The following is an 18351-nucleotide window of genomic DNA, read 5'->3' as shown; positions in this document are numbered from 1 at the left end:
ACTCCAGAACAACACGGTCAACTGTGGGAGCCGGGCTTGCCCGCGATGGGGCCCGAACAGTCAATCAACGAAACCGGTCAACCTCATGCCGCAAGCCCGCCGCCAGGGTCTCCAGTTCCTTGGCGGTGATCGCCAGGTTCGACACCACTTCACGCTGCTCGCTGTTGGCCAGGGCAATGCTTTGCAAGTTGCTGCTCAGCAGGGTCGCCGTGCTGCTCTGCTCCTGGGTCGCGGTGGTAATCGCCGCAAACTGCTGGCCGGCCGAGCGGCTTTGCTCGTCGATCCGCGCCAGGGCCGATGCCACGTCAGCATTGCGCGCCAGGCCTTCCTGCATCAGCACGTTGCCTTGCTCCATGGTGCTGATGGCGTTGCCGGTTTCCTGCTGGATGCTCTGAATCATCCCGGAAATCTCGTCCGTGGCCTGACGCGTGCGCGACGCAAGGTTGCGCACTTCATCAGCGACCACCGCAAACCCGCGCCCCTGCTCACCGGCCCGCGCCGCTTCGATGGCAGCGTTGAGCGCCAGCAGGTTGGTCTGTTCGGCAATCGCGGTGATCACCCCGACAATCCCGCCGATTTCCTGGGAGCGCTGGCCCAGGGTGTTGATCACTGTGGCCGTGCTGTTCAGCGCGGTGGCGATATGTTCCAGGGACGAGGACGCCTCTTGCATCGAGGTGCGGCCGATCTTGGTCTGCTGGGCGTTGTCCTGGGCCAGGCGCTCGGTGTTGCCCATGTTGTCGGCGATGTTCAGCGAGGTGGCGCTGAACTCTTCCACCGCGCCGGCCATGCTGGTGATTTCTCCGGACTGTTGCTCCATGCCTTCGTAGGCACCGCCAGACAACCCCGACAACGCCTGGGCACGACTGTTTACGTCTTCAGCCGCCTTGCGGATGTGCGACACCATGGTCGACAGCGCTTCGCCCATCTGGTTGAAACTGCGGGCCAACTGGCCAATCTCGTCATGGCTGGAAACGTTCAGCCGCGCACTCAAATCGCCCGCGCCCAGGGCTTCCGCCTGACGCACCAGGTCGCCCAATGGCTGCAACTTGCTGCGCAGCAACCAGACCGCCGCGCCTACCGCCAGCAACATCGCCAGCACGCTGCCGATCACCAGGCGAATGCCCACCGACCAGGTCACCGCACGAATTTCGGCTTTCGGCATGCTCGCCACCACCGACCACGGGCCGCCTTCAAACGGCACTGCGACGCTGTAGAAGTCTTCGTTCTTGTCGCTCCAGAAGCGGCCCTTGCCAGGTTTGGCGGCCAAATCGAGCATCACCGGAATCGCCTGATCCAACGCGTGCACGCCCGCCGGCGGCACCAGCCAGTGCTTCTGTTCATCCAGCAACGCCAGGGAACCGGTCTGGCCGATGCGGAAGCGCTTGAGGTTCTCGAACTGGGCGTTCTGCGCATCGGTGTAATCGAAGCCGACGAACAGCACCGCAATCACCTTGCCGCTGGCGTCCCGCACCGGGCTGTATTGGGTCATGTAGGAGCGATCGAACAACACCGCACGGCCCACGTAACCCTGCCCGCCGAGCAAGCGTTGATAGGCCGGGTGCTGGTGATCCAGCGCCGTGCCGATGGCGCGGCTGCCGTCCTGTTTGGTCAGGGAGGTGCTGACGCGGATAAAGTCCTCGCCACTGCGTACGAACAAGGTCGCCACGCCGCCGGACATCTGCTTGAACTCGTCGACTTCAGCGAAGTTGTTGTTCAGCACTTCCTCGCCCAGGTACAGGCCCGGGGTCTGCACGCCCGCCACCGTCACCGGTTGCCCCGGACGCACACTCAGGCCCGCGCTGAAGCGCTTTTCAAACAGCCCGCTCAAGCGCTGGGTACTTTCGCGCAAGGTGCTGTGGAACGTATTGAGTTGGTCAGCCAGCAACCGGGCCTCGCTGGCCAGGTGTTCCTCGCGGGTGTCGAGGTTGGCGGAGTCCAGCGAACGCAAGGCGAACACCGTGCTGCCGCTGATAACGACAGCCAGTATCACGGCGAGTGCAAGACCCAGTTGGGAGGCGATCCGGGCGCGAGGTTGAGACATGAAGGCTCCTGGCCGAGGCCAGGATCATCCTGATCTCTTAGCGCTGCTCGGCAAAATTCTAATAGGGAAACGTTGTAGAACGGTGGTTCCAACAACCCTACTTCGGCGGGCAAGCTCAATACTTGAGCAATTCGCAGGGGTATCACGCAAACGATTGCTCCCAGGCGCACAATCAGCTCAATCGAGGCGCTCCACCCGGGGCAATTCCATCGCCTGTACCTCGCCCTGCAGAAAGTCCGCCAACCGTCGCAAACGCTCGCCACCGGGCCGGGTTTTCGGCCACACCAAATAGTAATTTTCCCCGCTGGCCACGGCGGTGGGCCACGGCAAACTCAAGCGGCCCTGGGCGACGTCTTCGGCCACCATCAGCAAGTCCCCCATGGACACGCCATAACCCCGGGCGGCGGCGATCATGCCCAACTCCAGGGTGTCGAACACTTGCCCGCCCTTGAGCGACACCTGGGATGACAGCCCCATGCGCTCCAGCCAGTAGCGCCAGTCGCGCCGGTCGGGCGTCGGGTGCAGCAATTCGGCAGTGGCCAGCCGTGTGACATCCCAGGGGCCGTCGCTCAACAGGTTCGGCGCGCCCACCGGAATCAGCAGTTCAGGAAACAGGTAGCTGGCCTCCCAATCCGGCGGGAAATGGCCATTGCTCAGCAACACCGCGCAATCAAACGGCTCCTGGTTGAAGTCCACCTCATCGACGCTCATCCAGGCGCTGGTCAGTTGCACTTCATTGCCCGGCTGCAAGTGCCGGAAGCGACTGAGGCGCGCCAGCAGCCAGCGCATGGTCAGGGTGGACGGTGCCTTCATGCGCAGGATGTCGTCCTCCGCGTTCAACGTATGGCAGGCGCGCTCCAGGGCCGCAAAGCCTTCGCGCACGCCCGGCAGCAGCAGGCGCGCGGCCTCGGTGAGTTGCAAGGTACGGCCGCTGCGCTGGAACAGGCGGCAGGCGAAATGTTCCTCCAGGGTACGAATGTGCCGGCTCACCGCACTTTGGGTGATCGACAACTCCTCCGCCGCCCGGGTGAACGAGTTGTAACGGGACGCCGCTTCAAAGGCGCGTAACGCGTAAAGAGGAGGGAGACGACGAGACATGGGGAAAGCTCCGACGGCGCAATATCGAAACCCTACCAGAATCATTTAGGCATGAGTTTTAATCATGCGAACCATCGGATTTATCCCTTTGTGCAATGCGCTGAGAGCGCCGAGAATCAACCCTTCCACTCTTACCTGACTTTTTGAGCGTGATGATCATGCAGCATCCGGCGCGTACCGAACTCTGGGCCATTCTGCGGCTGTCAGGGCCGTTGATTGCCTCACAGTTGGCCCACATGCTGATGGTGCTGACCGACACCCTGATGATGGCCCGCCTGAGCCCCGAGGCCCTGGCCGGCGGCGGCCTGGGCGCGGCGAGCTACTCGTTCGTGTCGATTTTCTGCATCGGCGTGATCGCGGCCGTGGGCACGCTGGTCGCCATCCGCCAAGGCGCGGGCGACATCGAAGGCGCCACCCGGCTGACCCAGGCCGGGCTATGGCTGGCCTGGTTGATGGCGCTGGTGGCCGGCTTGCTGCTGTGGAACCTCAAGCCAGTGCTGCTGATGTTCGGCCAGACCGAAACCAACGTCGCGTCCGCCGGCCAGTTCCTGACCATCCTGCCGTTCGCCCTGCCCGGCTACCTGACGTTCATGGCGTTGCGCGGCTTCACCAGCGCCATCGGCAAGGCCACGCCGGTGATGGTCATCAGCCTGGGCGGCACGGTGATCAACTACCTGCTCAACCATGCCTTGATCGAAGGTATGTTCGGCCTGCCGAAACTCGGGCTGGTGGGCATTGGCCTGGTCACGGCCATCGTTGCCAACTGCATGGCCCTGGCGCTGATCTGGTACATCAAATACAACCGCGCCTACGACGCTTATCCGCTGCGCAAGGGCCTGCTGCGGCCCAACCTGCATTACCTGCGGGAACTGTGGCGCCTGGGCCTGCCAATTGGCGGCACCTACGCGGTGGAAGTCGGGCTGTTTGCCTTCGCGGCGCTGTGCATGGGCACCATGGGCAGCACCCAATTGGCTGCGCACCAGATTGCCCTGCAGATTGTGTCGGTGGCGTTCATGGTGCCGGCAGGCATGTCCTACGCAATCACCATGCGCATCGGCCAGCACTACGGGGCCGGGAACCTGCTGGAAGCGCGGCTCGCCGGGCGGGTCGGTATCGGCTTTGGCGCGCTGGTGATGCTGGGCTTTGCAGCAGTGCTGTGGCTGTTCTCGCAACAACTGATCAGCCTGTTCCTCGACCAGAACGACCCGGCCTTTCGCGATGTGATCAACCTCGCCGTCAGCCTGCTGGCCGTGGCCGCGTGGTTTGAGCTGTTCGACGGTGTGCAGACCATCGCAATGGGCTGCATTCGCGGGCTCAAGGATGCCAAGACCACGTTCCTGGTCGGGCTGGGTTGCTACTGGCTGATCGGCGCACCGGCCGCGTGGCTGATGGCGTTTAACCTCGGCTGGGGGCCGACGGGCGTGTGGTGGGGCCTGGCCTTGGGCCTGGCGTGCGCGGCAGTCAGCCTGACCTGGGCGTTTGAACGGAAGATGAAGCGGATGATTCGCCAGGAGCCTGAAACCCACCGCGGGTTTCAAGCCGCACAGCCTGAGTAACGACTGTACTCGGTCAGTGTAGGAGTTGGCTTATGTGGGAGCCGGGCTTGCCCGCGATACAGGCACCTGGGTGTGTCAGACACACCGCGGTGATGCTATCGCAGGCAAGCCAGCTCCCACAAAAGCTGGCTCCCACAGTTTTGATCGGGTTTACAACGTCAGATCACACCGCCCACCAACTCCTGGCTGTCACCAAACGTCAGGTAGTCCACCAGTTCCGCCAACGGTAGCGGCTTGCTGATCAGGTAACCCTGGGCCTGGTCGCAGCCGAACAACCGCAGCAACGCCAGTTGTTCTGCCGTTTCAACGCCCTCGGCCACCACTTCCAGATTCAGGTTGTGGGCCAGGTTGATCATGGCGTGGACCAGCTTGCGGTTCTCTTCGCGCTCTTCCATGCCGCCGACAAAGCTCTTGTCGATCTTGAGCAAGGCAATCGGCAGGCTGTTGAGGTGCACGAACGACGAAAAACCAGTGCCAAAGTCATCCAGCGAAAAGCGCACGCCCAGCCGGCCGAGGGCGTCCATGGTCTGCTTGACCAGGTCACTGCGGCGCATCACAGCGGTTTCCGTCAGCTCAAACTCCAGCCACTGGGCCTCCACGCCGCGCTCGGCAATCAGCCGGCTGAGGGTGCTGAGCAATTGGCTGTCCTGGAACTGGCGGAACGACAGGTTGACCGCCATGTGCAACGGCGCAATCCCGCGTTCGCGCAGGTCTTGCATGTCGCGCAGGGCCCGGGAGATCACCCAGTAACCCAGCGGCACGATCAGGCCGCTTTGCTCGGCCAGCGGCACGAACTCGCTCGGCGGCAGCAGGCCGCGCTCACCGTGGCGCCAGCGCACCAGCGCTTCGAGGCCGACGATATGCCCGTCGTCGAGGTCCAGGCGGGGTTGGTAGTGCAGCTCCAGTTCGTCACGGCGCAACGCCCGGCGCAGTTCGCTTTCGAGGTCGGCGAGGCTGCGGGCGTTGCGGTTGATGCGTTCGTTGAAGATATGAAAGGTGCAGCCCTGGGTGCTCTTGGCTTGCTGCATGGCGATGTGGGCGTGCCACATCAGCGGGTCGGCGCCGGCCTTGGCGCGGGCATGGGCCACACCGAGGCTGCAGCCGATCAGCAGGCTTTCGCCATCCACCCAATACGGCTCGGCCATGGCTTCGATGATGCGCTCGGCCATCCATTCGGCGCGCTGGGGCGCACGGCGGGTGTCGATCAGCAGGGCGAACTCATCGCTGCCCAGGCGTGCCAGTTGATCACCGGCCTCCAGCTGGCTCTTGAGCCGCGAGACCACTTGCAGAATCAGCCGGTCGCCGGCCTGATGGCCGAGGGCGTCGTTGGCGTGGCGAAAGTTGTCAAGGTCGAGGTGACCGAGGGCGACGCCACGGCCTTCATTTTCCGCCAGGCGGGCGGTCAGCAGGGTCTGGAAACCCTGGCGGTTGGCGATGCCGGTCAGCGGGTCCTGCTCGGCCAGGCGTTGCAGGGTATTTTCCAGCACACCGCGCTCGCGCACATGCCGCAGGCAACGGCGCAATGTATCGACATCCAATGCATTCAGGATCAGCCAGTCGCTGACGCCGAGGGGCGAAACCAGAGGTTCCTCCTCCAACAACAGTACCGTTGGCAAGCTGCAACGACCGGGGCCGGGCTGAAGGTTGGCCGTGGTCAGTAACACTGCACTGTGATCGTCGTCGAACAGATTGCTCACAGACTCCCAGTTTGGTGCGCTGATCAGCACAGCCCCATCGCCCATCGGCGCCAGGCACTCGCGCAATAACGCTGCCCACGCTGGCTCATCGGCCAGTAGCAGCAAACGCAAGGGTTCGACAGGCGTAGACAAGCTAGCTCCCTAGACTCTGCAAAATTTCGTTGGCGGCGGGCATTATGACGTGCGCCCCGATAATGACCAATGATATGGGTTATCAAATGCGCACTGTGCAGCTCTAGACCGAACAATAGTCCTAAATACCCTGCACATCCTGCGGCAAAGTAACAAAACCGGCAAATTTAGATCGAGTGGTACGTCACACTGTCGTTCAGAGGCAGCAGAATCTTGCCAGCCTGTTAAAATGCCCGCCCTTTTGATCAATGACCTCCTGAATTTCGTATGTCCCGACTCAATCCCCGGCAGCAAGAAGCCGTGAACTACGTCGGCGGCCCTCTATTGGTGCTCGCCGGTGCCGGTTCCGGCAAGACCAGCGTGATCACCCGCAAGATCGCGCACCTGATCCAGAGCTGTGGCATCCGTGCCCAGTACATCGTCGCCATGACCTTTACCAACAAGGCGGCGCGGGAAATGAAAGAGCGCGTCGGCACCCTGCTCAAGGGTGGCGAAGGCCGTGGCCTCACCGTGTGTACCTTCCACAACCTGGGGCTGAACATCATCCGCAAGGAGCATGTGCGTCTGGGCTACAAGCCGGGCTTCTCGATCTTTGACGAAACTGACGTCAAGGCGCTGATGACCGACATCATGCAGAAGGAATACGCGGGCGACGACGGCGTCGACGAGATCAAGAACATGATCGGCTCGTGGAAAAACGACCTGATCCTGCCCGCCGAAGCCCTGGAAGCCGCGCGCAACCCCAAGGAACAGACTGCCGCCATCGTCTACACCCACTACCAGCGCACGCTCAAGGCGTTCAACGCGGTGGACTTCGACGACCTGATCCTGCTGCCGGTGAAGCTGTTCCAGGAACACGCCGACATCCTCGAAAAGTGGCAGAACAAGGTCCGCTACCTGCTGGTGGACGAATACCAGGACACCAACGCCAGCCAATACCTGCTGGTGAAGCTGCTGATCGGCAAGCGTAACCAGTTCACCGTGGTAGGCGACGATGACCAGTCGATCTACGCCTGGCGCGGCGCTCGCCCGGAAAACCTGATGCTGCTCAAGGACGATTACCCGTCCCTGAAAGTGGTGATGCTGGAGCAGAACTACCGCTCCACCAGCCGCATCCTGCGGTGTGCCAACGTGCTGATCTCCAACAACCCCCACGAGTTTGAAAAACAACTGTGGAGCGAGATGGGCCACGGCGACGAGATCCGCGTGATTCGCTGCCGCAACGAAGACGCCGAAGCCGAGCGCGTGGCCGTCGAACTGCTCACGCTGCACCTGCGCACCGACCGGCCCTACAGCGACTTTGCGATCCTGTACCGCGGCAACTACCAGGCCAAGCTGATCGAGCTGAAGCTGCAACACCACCAGATTCCCTATCGTCTGTCGGGCGGCAACAGCTTCTTCGGACGCCAGGAAGTGAAAGACCTGATGGCCTACTTCCGGCTGATCGTAAACCCGGACGACGACAACGCCTTCTTGCGGGTGATCAACGTCCCACGCCGGGAAATCGGTTCGACCACCCTGGAAAAGCTCGGCAACTACGCCACCGAACGCAAGATCTCGATGTACGCCGCCACCGACGAAATCGGCCTGGGCGAGCACCTGGACACCCGTTTCACCGATCGCCTGGCGCGCTTCAAGCGCTTCATGGACAAGGTGCGCGAACAGTGCGCCGGCGAAGACCCGATCAGCGCCCTGCGCAGCATGGTCATGGACATCGACTACGAGAACTGGCTGCGCACCAACAGCTCCAGCGACAAGGCCGCCGATTACCGCATGGGCAACGTGTGGTTCCTGATCGAGGCGTTGAAAAACACCCTGGAGAAGGACGAAGAAGGCGAGATGACCGTCGAAGACGCCATCGGCAAGCTGGTCCTGCGGGACATGCTTGAACGCCAGCAGGAAGAGGAAGACGGTGCCGAGGGCGTGCAGATGATGACCTTGCACGCGTCCAAGGGCCTGGAATTCCCCTACGTGTTCATCATGGGCATGGAAGAGGAAATCCTCCCGCACCGCTCCAGCATCGAAGCCGACACCATCGAGGAAGAACGGCGCCTGGCCTACGTGGGCATTACCCGCGCGCGTCAGACACTGGCCTTTACCTTTGCCGCCAAGCGCAAGCAGTACGGCGAGATCATCGATTGTGCCCCGAGCCGGTTCCTCGACGAACTGCCGCCGGACGACCTGGCGTGGGAAGGCAACGACGACACACCGACCGAAGTCAAAGCCGTTCGCGGCAACACCGCCCTGGCGGATATACGCGCGATGTTAAAGCGCTAGAATCGACTACTTTTTAATCTACTTTCGGCGCGTGTTGCGCCAACAGAGGAAGCTTTCGTGGAAGCACTGCACAAGAAAATTCGCGAAGAAGGCATCGTGCTTTCCGATCAGGTACTCAAGGTCGACGCCTTTCTGAACCACCAGATCGACCCGGCGCTGATGAAACTGATCGGTGACGAATTCGCTGCGTTGTTCAAGGATTCGGGGATCACCAAGATCGTCACCATCGAAGCCTCGGGCATTGCGCCGGCGATCATGACCGGCCTGAACCTGGGCGTGCCGGTGATTTTCGCGCGCAAGCAGCAGTCCCTGACCCTGACCGAAAACCTGCTGTCGGCGACGGTGTATTCCTTCACCAAGAAAACCGAAAGCACCGTGGCGATTTCCCCGCGCCACCTGACCAGCAGCGACCGCGTGCTGATCATCGATGACTTCCTGGCCAATGGTAAGGCGTCCCAGGCGCTGATCTCGATCATCAAACAGGCCGGCGCGACCGTTGCCGGCCTGGGGATCGTGATCGAGAAGTCGTTCCAGGGCGGCCGTGCGGAGCTGGATGCGCAGGGTTACCGGGTTGAGTCGCTGGCGCGCGTGCAGTCGTTGGCGGGTGGCGTGGTGACCTTCATCAAGTGACTTGCAGCTCTGCAAATCCCGAGTGAACACCACTCAAAATGTGGGAGCTGGCTTGCCAGCTCCCACATTTGATGTGTGGTGCCTGGTTAGTGGGCGGTGGCCTGCAGGCCGGCGAGCAATAGGCGCTGATACAAGTCTTCTTTCAACCCCTCGGGCTTATCCAGCCGCATCCGCACCAGGTGCTCGGGAAACGCCTCCGGTTCCGGTGCATCCAGCGCCGCTTTGCCCAGCTCCAGAATCTCCGTCAGCTTGAATTTGCTCTTGAGCCAGTTCAACGCCCGCAACAAATCCCGCTCTTCCTCGGTGAAATCACTCCCCAGCGGATACTCCGGGAACAACCGCGGATGCCGCGCCTGAATCCCCTGCAAACGCTCCGGCGTGTTATCGGCAAAACGCGGATCCAGCTGGAAATCCTTCGGCAACTTCCCGGCCTTTTGCGCCTGTTCGATCAAGTCATCCTGGAAGCGCGAGTCAGTGATGTTCAGCAGCCTTTCAATCACTTTGGCATCGGTCTGCCCGCGCAAATCCGCGATCCCGTATTCGGTGATGACGATGTCCCGCAGGTGCCGGGGAATGGTGCAGTGGCCGTACTCCCAGACGATATTGGAGCTGACGTCACCACCCGATTCGCGCCAACTGCGCAGGATCAGGATCGAGCGCGCGCCTTCCAGCGCATGGCCCTGGGCAACGAAGTTGTATTGCCCGCCAACACCGCTGAGCACCCGACCGTCTTCCAACTGGTCGGCCACGCCCGCGCCCATCAGGGTCACGGTAAACGCGCTGTTGATAAAACGCGCATCCACACGCTGCAAACGCTTGAGCTCTTCTTGCCCGTACAGCTCGTTGATGTAGCTGATGCGGGTCATGTTGAATTCCAGGCGCTTGCTCTGTGGCAAATCACGCAGGCGCTCGTAGAAACTGCGCGGCCCGAGGAAGAAGCCACCGTGCACCGAGATCCCGTCGGTCTGCGCCGCTTCGTCCAGGGTGCCGGCGTTGGCCCGCTGCTGGGTCGCGACATCCGGGTACACCTTGCGCCGCACAATCCCGGCATCGGCCAGCACCAGCAGGCCGTTGACGAACATTTCACTGCAACCGTACAGGCCACGGGCAAAGGGCGAGACGCCGCCTTCATGGCTGATCAGCGGCGCCCATTGGTACACATCCAGGTCGGTGAGCAACAGGCGATACGCCTCGTTGTCCGCCTGGCGCGCCAGCAAGGCGGCGGTCAGTGCGTCGCCCATGGAGCCGATACCGATCTGCAAGGTGCCGCCGTCGCGCACCAGGGTGCTGGCGTGCAAACCGATAAAGTGGTCCTGGAAGCCCACCGGCATATTCGGGGTGGAGAACAGCGTGGTGCTGTCCTTCTCGTCGATCAGGAAGTCGAATGCGTCCATGCCCAATTCGGCGTCGCCGGGCATGTAGGGCAAATCACTGTGGACCTGGCCCACCACCAAAATGGTCTCACCGGCCTCGCGGCGCTTGGCGATCATCGGCAACAGGTCGAGGGTGATGTCGGCGTTGCAGCTGAGGCTCAGGCGGTCCGGGTGTTCGGCGCTGCTGGCCACCAGTTGCGCCACAAGGTTGAGGCCGGCGGCGTTGATATCACGGGCAGCATGGCTGTAGTTGCTGCTGACATAATCCTGCTGGGCCGAAAGGCTGTGGAGCAAACTGCCGGGCTGCATGAAGAACTGCTGCACGTGAATGTTGGATGGCAGGTTGTCCTTGCGCAGGGCGGCGAGGAATTCCAGCTCGGGATAATCACCAAAAACCCGCTCGATAAAGGGTTCCAGAAAGCGCTTCTGCAAACCATCGCCCAAGGTCGGACGACCCAGGGCCAGGGCGGTGTAGATGGTCAGCGCCCGGTCCGGCAGCTTGGCGATGCGCCGGTACAGCGCATTGACGAACAGGTTGGGTTTGCCCAGGCCCAGGGGCATGCCCATGTGAATATGCGCCGGCAACCGTTCCAGTACGTCGTCGACCGCTTGCTCGATTGAACACAACTGCACCATCCGACTTCTCCCGAACATTCCATGAATTGGGGTTGGACCGAGCTTGCCGGGTCTTTGCTGCAAAGAACAGCCTCAAAAGGTAAATCGCGGGCACAAAAAAGCCGCTGGTCAGCGGCTTTTTTGACGAAGATCGGTTTATTTCAGACCCGACATCTTCTCGATCGCACCTTTAAGCTCGGCATCCGAGCAATCGGCACAGGTGCCTTTGGGCGGCATGGCGTTCAGGCCGGTGATGGCCTTGGCCAGCAGGCCGTCGAGGCCGCCCTGGTGATCCGCGCGGTCTTTCCAGGCGGCGGTGTCACCGATTTTCGGTGCGCCCAACAGGCCGGTACCGTGGCAAGCGTTGCAGTGTTTGGCGATCACGTCATCCGGCGATTTCGCGCCACCGCCGCCGCCCGCAGCCACGGCGACTTCCATCCCCTTGCACTCTTGCCCCTGGACACACACCTGGCCGACCGGCTCCAGGCGCTTGGCGATCTCATCATTGGTCGCAGCTTGAGCGCTGACAGCCCATAGGGCCAGTACGGTTGCTGGTGCAGCCAGCATTTTCATAATTAGGTTCACGCGTTCACCCTCAATGGTGGCTATTCACGCCTGCGGCCACGGTTTCGCAGGCGGCGAAAGTATAACGGTTAGCCCGCCCCGCCGAAACAACCCTATTAACCAAGGGGAGATTCAGTCGGGCGGAATACTGCTACGGGCGTCTCTGCGACATAGGCAGGACGCCTCTTTTCTTAAAAGTTCGCGGGTGTGGCTGCGCTGATTAGTCGCGCCGGCACTTCGAACGGATTGCGAAAACGGTGCGGCTTGGTGCTTTCAAAGTAGTAGCTATCGCCGGCTTCGAGCACAAAAGTTTCAAGGCCCACTACCAGTTCCAGGCGGCCTTCCACCAGGATTCCGGTTTCCTCGCCCTCATGGGTGAGCATCTCTTCGCCGGTATCAGCACCTGGCGGGTAGATCTCGTTGAGGAACGCAATCGCCCGGCTCGGGTGCGCGCGGCCCACCAGTTTCATGGTGACGGCGCCGTCGGAGATGTCGATCAGCTCATTGGCTTTATAGACGATCTGGGTCGGTTTTTCCTGGAGGATCTCCTCGGAAAAGAACTCCACCATCGACATGGGAATGCCGCCCAGCACCTTGCGCAAGGAGCTGATGGAGGGGCTGACACTGTTTTTTTCGATCATCGAAATGGTGCTGTTGGTGACGCCCGCGCGCTTGGCAAGCTCACGCTGGGAAAGACCTTTCAGTTTACGGATGGATTGCAGTCGTTCGCCGACGTCCAATGCAGGAGCCTCCTAGGATTCAGGCGTTGTTGTAATTGAGCGTTATCATGGCGACAGCGTTCAGTATTTACAACACTTTGGCCTAAATCCCGGAATCTGCCATTCGTGGGTGCCGCTCAAGCGCCGGAATAGAGCCGTGGCACCCGGCGCAGGTTGCAGAAGATCTGGTAGGGAATGGTGTCGGCAGCGGTGGCGACGTCACTGGCGAGGATGTTTTTGCCCCACAATTCGACCGTGGAGCCGAGCCCGGCCTGGGGCACGTCCGTCAGGTCGATACACAGCATGTCCATCGACACCCGGCCCAGCAACTGGCTGCGCTGGCCAGCCACCAGCACTGGCGTGCCGGTGGGTGCGTGACGCGGGTAACCGTCGGCATAACCCATGGCCACCACGCCGATGCGCATCGGTTTCGGGGTGATGAATTTCGCGCCGTAACCCACCGGCTCGCCGGCCGGCAGTTCACGTACGCAGATGACTTTCGATTCGAGGGTCATCACCGGCTGCAAACGCGCGGCGATGGCCTGGTCTTCACCAAATGGGGTGGCGCCGTAGAGCATGATGCCCGGGCGTACCCAGTCGCTGGACACATTCGGCCAGCCCAGCACCGACGGCGAATTGCGCAGGCTGACCTGGGCCGACAAGCCCTGGCGCGCTGCTTCAAACACCGCCACTTGCTCTTCGCTGCTGGTGCTGTCCAGCTCATCGGCACGGGCGAAGTGGCTCATCAACACGATCTTCGCGACCTTGCCGCAGGCCAGCAGACGCTGGTAGGCGTCGTGATAATCCTTGGGGTGCAAGCCAACACGGTGCATGCCCGAGTCGAGCTTGAGCCAGACGGTCAGCGGTTTGCTGAGCTGCGCCTGTTCAATCGCGTCCAGCTGCCACAGCGAATGCACCACGCACCACAAGTCATGCTCGATGATCAGCGGCAGTTCGTCGGCCTCGAAAAACCCTTCGAGCAACAGCACCGGCCCGCGAATCCCGGCGGCCCGCAGTTCCAGCGCTTCTTCGATGCACGCCACCGCAAACCCGTCCGCCTCGGCTTCCAGCGCCTGGGCAACGCGCACGGCACCGTGGCCGTAGGCATCCGCCTTGATCACGGCAAGGGCTTTCGCTCCAGCCGTGACTTCACGGGCCAGTTGGTAGTTATGGCGCAGGGCTTGGAGGTCGATCAGGGCACGGGCAGGACGCATGGCGGCAGGCTTCTAGGCGGCAGTGAGAAGAAAAAACCGGCACCCGCTGACAACGCAGGCGCCGGGAGAGGAGTTTGGCTTAAGGCAGAGCGGCCACAACCGACAGCTCAACCAGGATTTCCGGTTCGCAAAGTTTCGCTTCAACCGTGGCACGGGCCGGCGCGACGCCTTTTGGCAGCCACTTGTCCCATACCGCGTTCATCCCGGCGAAGTCCGCGTCGATGTCTTTCAGGTAGATGGTCACCGACAGCAACTTGGTCTTGTCGGTGCCGGCCAGGTCCAGCAAACGCTCGATATTGACGAGGGTTTCACGGGTCTGTTGTTCAATCCCGGCGCTCATGTCGTCGCCGACTTGCCCTGCCAGATACACGGTACCGCTGTGAACAACGATCTGACTCATGCGCTCATTGGTGAGCTGGCGCTGGATTGACATGTTTTGCGGACTCCTGGTGGTTGCCGTAACGGGAAATATCGAGGCCTTCGGCACTGATCTGCGGGGTTTTCTTCGCCATCAGGTCCGCCAGCAAACGACCAGAGCCACAGGCCATGGTCCAGCCGAGGGTGCCGTGGCCGGTGTTCAGGAACAGGTTTTTGAACGGGGTAGCACCGACAATAGGCGTGCCGTCCGGGGTGGTCGGCCGCAGGCCGGTCCAGAAACTGGCCTGGCTCAAATCACCGCCCTGAGGATAAAGGTCGTTGACGATCATCTCCAGGGTTTCCCGCCGACGCGGGTTCAGCGACAGGTCAAAACCGGCTATTTCAGCCATGCCACCGACGCGAATGCGGTTGTCGAAACGGGTGATCGCGACCTTGTAGGTCTCGTCGAGAATGGTCGAGGTCGGGGCCATCGCCGGGTTGGTGATCGGCACGGTCATCGAGTAGCCCTTGAGCGGGTACACCGGCGCCTTGATCCCCAGCGGCTTGAGCAGTTTCGGCGAGTAGCTGCCGAGGGCCAGCACGTAGCGGTCGGCGGTTTCCAGCTTGCCGTCGATCCACACGCCGTTCACCCGATCACCGGCGTAGTCCAGGCGCTGGATATCTTGCTCAAAGCGGAATTCGACACCCAGTTGCTTGCACATGTCGGCAAGGCGGGTGGTAAACATCTGACAGTCGCCGGTCTGGTCATTCGGCAGACGCAGGGCACCGGCGAGGATATCGGTAACGCTGGCCAGGGCCGGCTCGACGCGGGCAATGCCGGCGCGATCCAGCAGCTCGTAAGGCACGCCAGACTCTTTCAATACCGCGATGTCCTTGGCAGCACCATCCAACTGGGCCTGGGTGCGGAACAGTTGCGTAGTCCCCAGAGTGCGGCCTTCGTAGGCAATACCGGTCTCGGCGCGCAGTTCGTCGATGCAATCGCGGCTGTACTCGGACAGGCGCACCATGCGCTCCTTGTTCACCGCATACCGGCTGGCGGTGCAGTTGCGCAGCATCTGCGCCATCCACAGGTATTGGTCGATGTCGGCGGTGGCCTTGATCGCCAGAGGCGCATGGCGCTCCAGCAGCCACTTGATAGCCTTGAGCGGCACACCCGGTGCGGCCCATGGCGAGGCGTAGCCCGGCGAGATCTGCCCGGCGTTGGCGAAACTGGTCTCCATGGCCACAGCCGGTTGACGGTCGACCACGACCACTTCAAAACCAGCTCGTGCCAAATAGTAGGCACTGGCCACGCCAATGACACCGCTACCCAAGACCAGAACGCGCATTTTTATTCCCTCATCACGGCTTGACCGCTGACGTTTGTTGTTCAGCACAAAGATGTGGGCAGTATAAAAAGCAATCGCCAGTGCATTTCACTATATAACTGCCTATATTTGGCGACAATTCTCGGCAAAAACCCTTTTCACGGAGGAGCATCCCCTATGCGGACCAACACTCAGACCAAGCGGGAACTGGACAAGATCGACCGCAACATCCTGCGCATCCTGCAGGCAGACGGACGAATTTCGTTTACTGAGCTGGGGGAAAAGGTTGGCCTGTCGACCACGCCGTGCACCGAGCGGGTCCGGCGCCTGGAGCGCGAAGGGATCATCATGGGCTACAACGCCCGGCTCAATCCGCAGCATTTGAAGGGCAGTTTGCTGGTGTTTGTCGAGATCAGCCTCGACTACAAGTCCGGCGACACCTTTGAAGAATTCCGACGCGCTGTGCTGAAACTGCCCCACGTGCTGGAGTGCCACTTGGTCTCCGGGGATTTCGACTACCTGGTGAAGGCACGCATCTCGGAGATGGCGTCGTACCGAAAGTTACTCGGCGATATCCTGCTCAAGCTGCCCCACGTACGGGAGTCCAAGAGCTACATCGTGATGGAAGAGGTGAAGGAGAGCTTGAACCTGCCCATCCCGGATTAAGCGCTAGACCAGCACTTGCCGCGTGCTCGCCATGTACTCGTGAATCTGCTTTTCCACCCGCGGATGGATCAACTCCACCGGGCGGCGGCCGTTGGGGCATGGCAAGGTCGGCGTGGTGCCGAACAGGCGGCAAATCAGCGGGCGCTCGTCGTACACCGTGCAGCCGTTGGGGCCCAGGTGCACGCAATTGAGTTCGTCCATCGCCGCGTCCTGCTCGGCAGCGGTCTTGCGCGGCAGGCGCGACATTTCCTCGGTGGAGGTGGTCACCGGCCCACAGCAGTCATGGCAACCCGGGACGCACTCGAACGAGGGAATCTGCCGGCGCAGCGCGTTGACTTTCTGACTGTTGCAACTCATCGACACAGGGACCGAATGGCGAATAGACGTGGATTTTGCCCTAAAAGCCCCCGGTGAGACAGCTTCGCCTGACCGCTGTATCCTGCGTCAAATTTTCCAAACAGGGAGGCCCCCCATGACCGCCAGCGCCCGGCACGCCAATTCCTACTACGCCGCCAGCAGTTTCCCGCAGCCCGATTATCCGGTGCTGACAGGTGAAGTCGTGGCCGATGTGTGCGTGGTCGGCGGCGGCTTTTCGGGGCTGAACACCGCCCTGGAACTGGCCGAGCGTGGTTTCAGCGTGGTCCTGCTGGAGGCCCGCAAAATCGCCTGGGGCGCCAGCGGGCGCAACGGCGGGCAGTTGATTCGCGGCGTCGGTCATGGCCTGGATCAGTTCACCCACGTCATCGGCGCCGATGGCGTGCGCCAGATGAAACTGATGGGCCTGGAAGCCGTGGAAATCGTGCGCCAGCGGGTCGAACGTTCGCAGATCGCCTGCGACCTGACCTGGGGCTACTGCGACCTGGCCAACAAACCCCGCGACCTGGAACACCTGGCCGCCGACGCCGAAGAACTGCGAAGCCTCGGTTATCGCCATGAAGTGCGCCTGCTGCAAGCCAGCGAAATGCCCAGCGTGATCGGCTCCCACCGCTATGTGGGCGGCATGATCGACATGGGTTCCGGCCACCTGCACCCGCTGAACCTGGCCCTCGGCGAGGCGGCTGCCGCACAGCAGTTGGGCGTGCAATTGTTCGAGCATTCCGAAGCGGTGCGCATCGACTACGGCCCGGAGGTCAACGTGCACACCGCCCAAGGCAACGTGCGCGCCAAGACCCTGGTACTGGGCTGCAACGCCTATCTGAACGGCCTCAACCCGCATTTGAGTGGCAAGGTGCTGCCCGCCGGCAGCTACATCATCGCCACCGAGCCCTTGAGCGAAGCCCAGGCAGCCGAGCTGCTGCCGCAAAACATGGCGGTGTGTGACCAGCGGGTGACCGTGGACTACTTCCGGCTGTCAGCCGACCGACGCTTGTTGTTCGGGGGTGCCTGCCATTATTCCGGACGGGATCCGAAGGACATCGGCGCCTATATGCGTCCGAAAATGCTGCAGGTGTTCCCGCAACTGGCCGACGTGAACATCGATTACCAGTGGGGCGGCATGATCGGCATCGGCGCCAACCGCCTGCCGCAGATTGGCCGCCTGGCCGAACACCCCAATGTGTATTTCGCCCAGGCCTACGCGGGTCACGGTCTCAATGCCACTCACCTGGCAGGCAAACTGCTGGGTGAAGCCATCAGCGGCCAGCAAAGCGGGCGGTTTGATCTGTTTGCCAAGGTGCCGCACATCACCTTCCCGGGCGGCAAGCACTTGCGCTCGCCGCTGTTGGCGCTGGGAATGCTCTGGCACCGATTGAAAGAACTGGTCTGAATCAACCGCGCCAGAAGGGTTTCAAGCCTTCCCGGCGCGCCTGCTCGGCGCTCAGGCCCACGTCACGCAGTTGCTCCGGGGTCAGCTCCAGCAAGGTCTTGCGGGTGTGCATGCGGTGCCAGAACAACGCCCATGCACTGAGTGCCGGGGCCGTGGTACGCGTCGCCATGCGCCGCTCCTGCCCAGCTTCGAGTTCCTGACTGTGTAACGCCAACCGCACATCGCTCAGACCGCTCATTTTCCTGCCCCTCATTTACGTATTGCCATGAGTACACAGGATGAGCCGGCACGCGAAACCATGACAGATTCAACCACCCGG

16 protein-coding genes are annotated in these 18351 nt (G+C 61.8%); 5 read left to right on the top strand and 11 right to left on the bottom strand.

Annotation, left to right across the window (positions count from 1 at the left end; genetic code table 11):
• Positions 1–64 precede the first annotated feature (64 nt).
• On the bottom strand, positions 65–2041 hold the full coding sequence (locus HKK54_RS11525) for a methyl-accepting chemotaxis protein (RefSeq protein ID WP_169386841.1): 1977 nt from the start codon (positions 2039–2041) through the stop codon (positions 65–67).
• Positions 2042–2218: 177 nt separating this feature from the next.
• A complete protein-coding gene (locus HKK54_RS11520) occupies positions 2219–3139 on the bottom strand; it encodes a LysR substrate-binding domain-containing protein (RefSeq protein WP_010168147.1) in 921 nt (306 codons plus the stop codon).
• A gap of 152 nt (positions 3140–3291) precedes the next feature.
• Here HKK54_RS11520 and HKK54_RS11515 point away from each other — a divergent pair, with 152 nt between their 5' ends.
• Positions 3292–4695: a NorM family multidrug efflux MATE transporter gene (locus HKK54_RS11515; RefSeq protein ID WP_169386840.1), complete on the top strand. Its 1404-nt coding sequence runs from the start codon at positions 3292–3294 to the stop codon at positions 4693–4695.
• Positions 4696–4853: 158 nt separating this feature from the next.
• Here the strand turns inward: HKK54_RS11515 and HKK54_RS11510 are convergent, their stop codons facing one another.
• The gene (locus HKK54_RS11510) at positions 4854–6524 is read right to left on the bottom strand and encodes a putative bifunctional diguanylate cyclase/phosphodiesterase (protein ID WP_010168151.1); all 1671 of its coding nucleotides are present in this window, start codon (positions 6522–6524) and stop codon (positions 4854–4856) included.
• 267 nt (positions 6525–6791) lie between these two features.
• Between HKK54_RS11510 and rep the strand changes: the two genes are divergently transcribed.
• Positions 6792–8801, top strand: a complete 2010-nt coding sequence (rep, locus tag HKK54_RS11505) for a DNA helicase Rep (protein WP_008439414.1) — start codon at positions 6792–6794, stop codon at positions 8799–8801.
• 57 nt (positions 8802–8858) lie between these two features.
• Positions 8859–9431, top strand: a complete 573-nt coding sequence (locus HKK54_RS11500) for a xanthine phosphoribosyltransferase (RefSeq protein WP_169386839.1) — start codon at positions 8859–8861, stop codon at positions 9429–9431.
• Positions 9432–9517: 86 nt separating this feature from the next.
• Here HKK54_RS11500 and HKK54_RS11495 read toward each other — a convergent pair whose 3' ends face one another.
• The 6 genes from HKK54_RS11495 to dadA all read right to left on the bottom strand — a co-directional run bounded on the left by HKK54_RS11495 (position 9518) and on the right by dadA (position 15622).
• Positions 9518–11440 carry an acetyl-CoA hydrolase/transferase family protein gene (locus tag HKK54_RS11495; protein ID WP_169386838.1) on the bottom strand — a complete coding sequence of 641 codons (1923 nt, stop codon included), beginning with the start codon at positions 11438–11440 and terminating at the stop codon, positions 9518–9520.
• A 135-nt stretch (positions 11441–11575) separates the two neighbouring features.
• A complete protein-coding gene (locus HKK54_RS11490; RefSeq protein ID WP_003208757.1) occupies positions 11576–11992 on the bottom strand; it encodes a c-type cytochrome in 417 nt (138 codons plus the stop codon).
• 182 nt (positions 11993–12174) lie between these two features.
• The gene (locus HKK54_RS11485; protein WP_003208755.1) at positions 12175–12723 is read right to left on the bottom strand and encodes a cupin domain-containing protein; all 549 of its coding nucleotides are present in this window, start codon (positions 12721–12723) and stop codon (positions 12175–12177) included.
• A 116-nt stretch (positions 12724–12839) separates the two neighbouring features.
• Positions 12840–13916 carry an alanine racemase gene (gene alr / locus HKK54_RS11480; protein WP_169386837.1) on the bottom strand — a complete coding sequence of 359 codons (1077 nt, stop codon included), beginning with the start codon at positions 13914–13916 and terminating at the stop codon, positions 12840–12842.
• A gap of 79 nt (positions 13917–13995) precedes the next feature.
• Positions 13996–14349 (bottom strand): RidA family protein, encoded by a 354-nt coding sequence (locus HKK54_RS11475; protein WP_003208752.1) that lies wholly within the window; start codon positions 14347–14349, stop codon positions 13996–13998.
• Complete coding sequence (gene dadA, locus HKK54_RS11470) at positions 14321–15622, bottom strand: D-amino acid dehydrogenase (RefSeq protein ID WP_010168163.1); 1302 nt, start codon at positions 15620–15622, stop codon at positions 14321–14323. Before dadA ends, HKK54_RS11475 begins: the two co-directional genes overlap by 29 nt.
• 156 nt (positions 15623–15778) lie before the next feature.
• Between dadA and HKK54_RS11465 the strand changes: the two genes are divergently transcribed.
• A complete protein-coding gene (locus HKK54_RS11465; RefSeq protein WP_003206849.1) occupies positions 15779–16267 on the top strand; it encodes an Lrp/AsnC ligand binding domain-containing protein in 489 nt (162 codons plus the stop codon).
• Between the two features lie 3 nt (positions 16268–16270).
• Here the strand turns inward: HKK54_RS11465 and HKK54_RS11460 are convergent, their stop codons facing one another.
• On the bottom strand, positions 16271–16624 hold the full coding sequence (locus HKK54_RS11460; protein ID WP_010168167.1) for a YkgJ family cysteine cluster protein: 354 nt from the start codon (positions 16622–16624) through the stop codon (positions 16271–16273).
• 115 nt (positions 16625–16739) lie between these two features.
• Between HKK54_RS11460 and HKK54_RS11455 the strand changes: the two genes are divergently transcribed.
• A complete protein-coding gene (locus HKK54_RS11455) occupies positions 16740–18032 on the top strand; it encodes an NAD(P)/FAD-dependent oxidoreductase (protein WP_010168168.1) in 1293 nt (430 codons plus the stop codon).
• Position 18033: 1 nt separating this feature from the next.
• On the opposite strand, the gene HKK54_RS11450 is transcribed toward HKK54_RS11455, so the two are convergent.
• Positions 18034–18270 (bottom strand): DUF1127 domain-containing protein, encoded by a 237-nt coding sequence (locus HKK54_RS11450; RefSeq protein ID WP_010168169.1) that lies wholly within the window; start codon positions 18268–18270, stop codon positions 18034–18036.
• Between the last annotated feature and the right edge of the window lie 81 nt (positions 18271–18351).

The organism is Pseudomonas sp. ADAK13 (assembly GCF_012935715.1).
Classification (GTDB): domain Bacteria; phylum Pseudomonadota; class Gammaproteobacteria; order Pseudomonadales; family Pseudomonadaceae; genus Aquipseudomonas.
The sequence above is the reverse complement of the archived record's forward strand: the minus strand, read 5'-3'. Positions and strand labels throughout refer to the sequence as shown.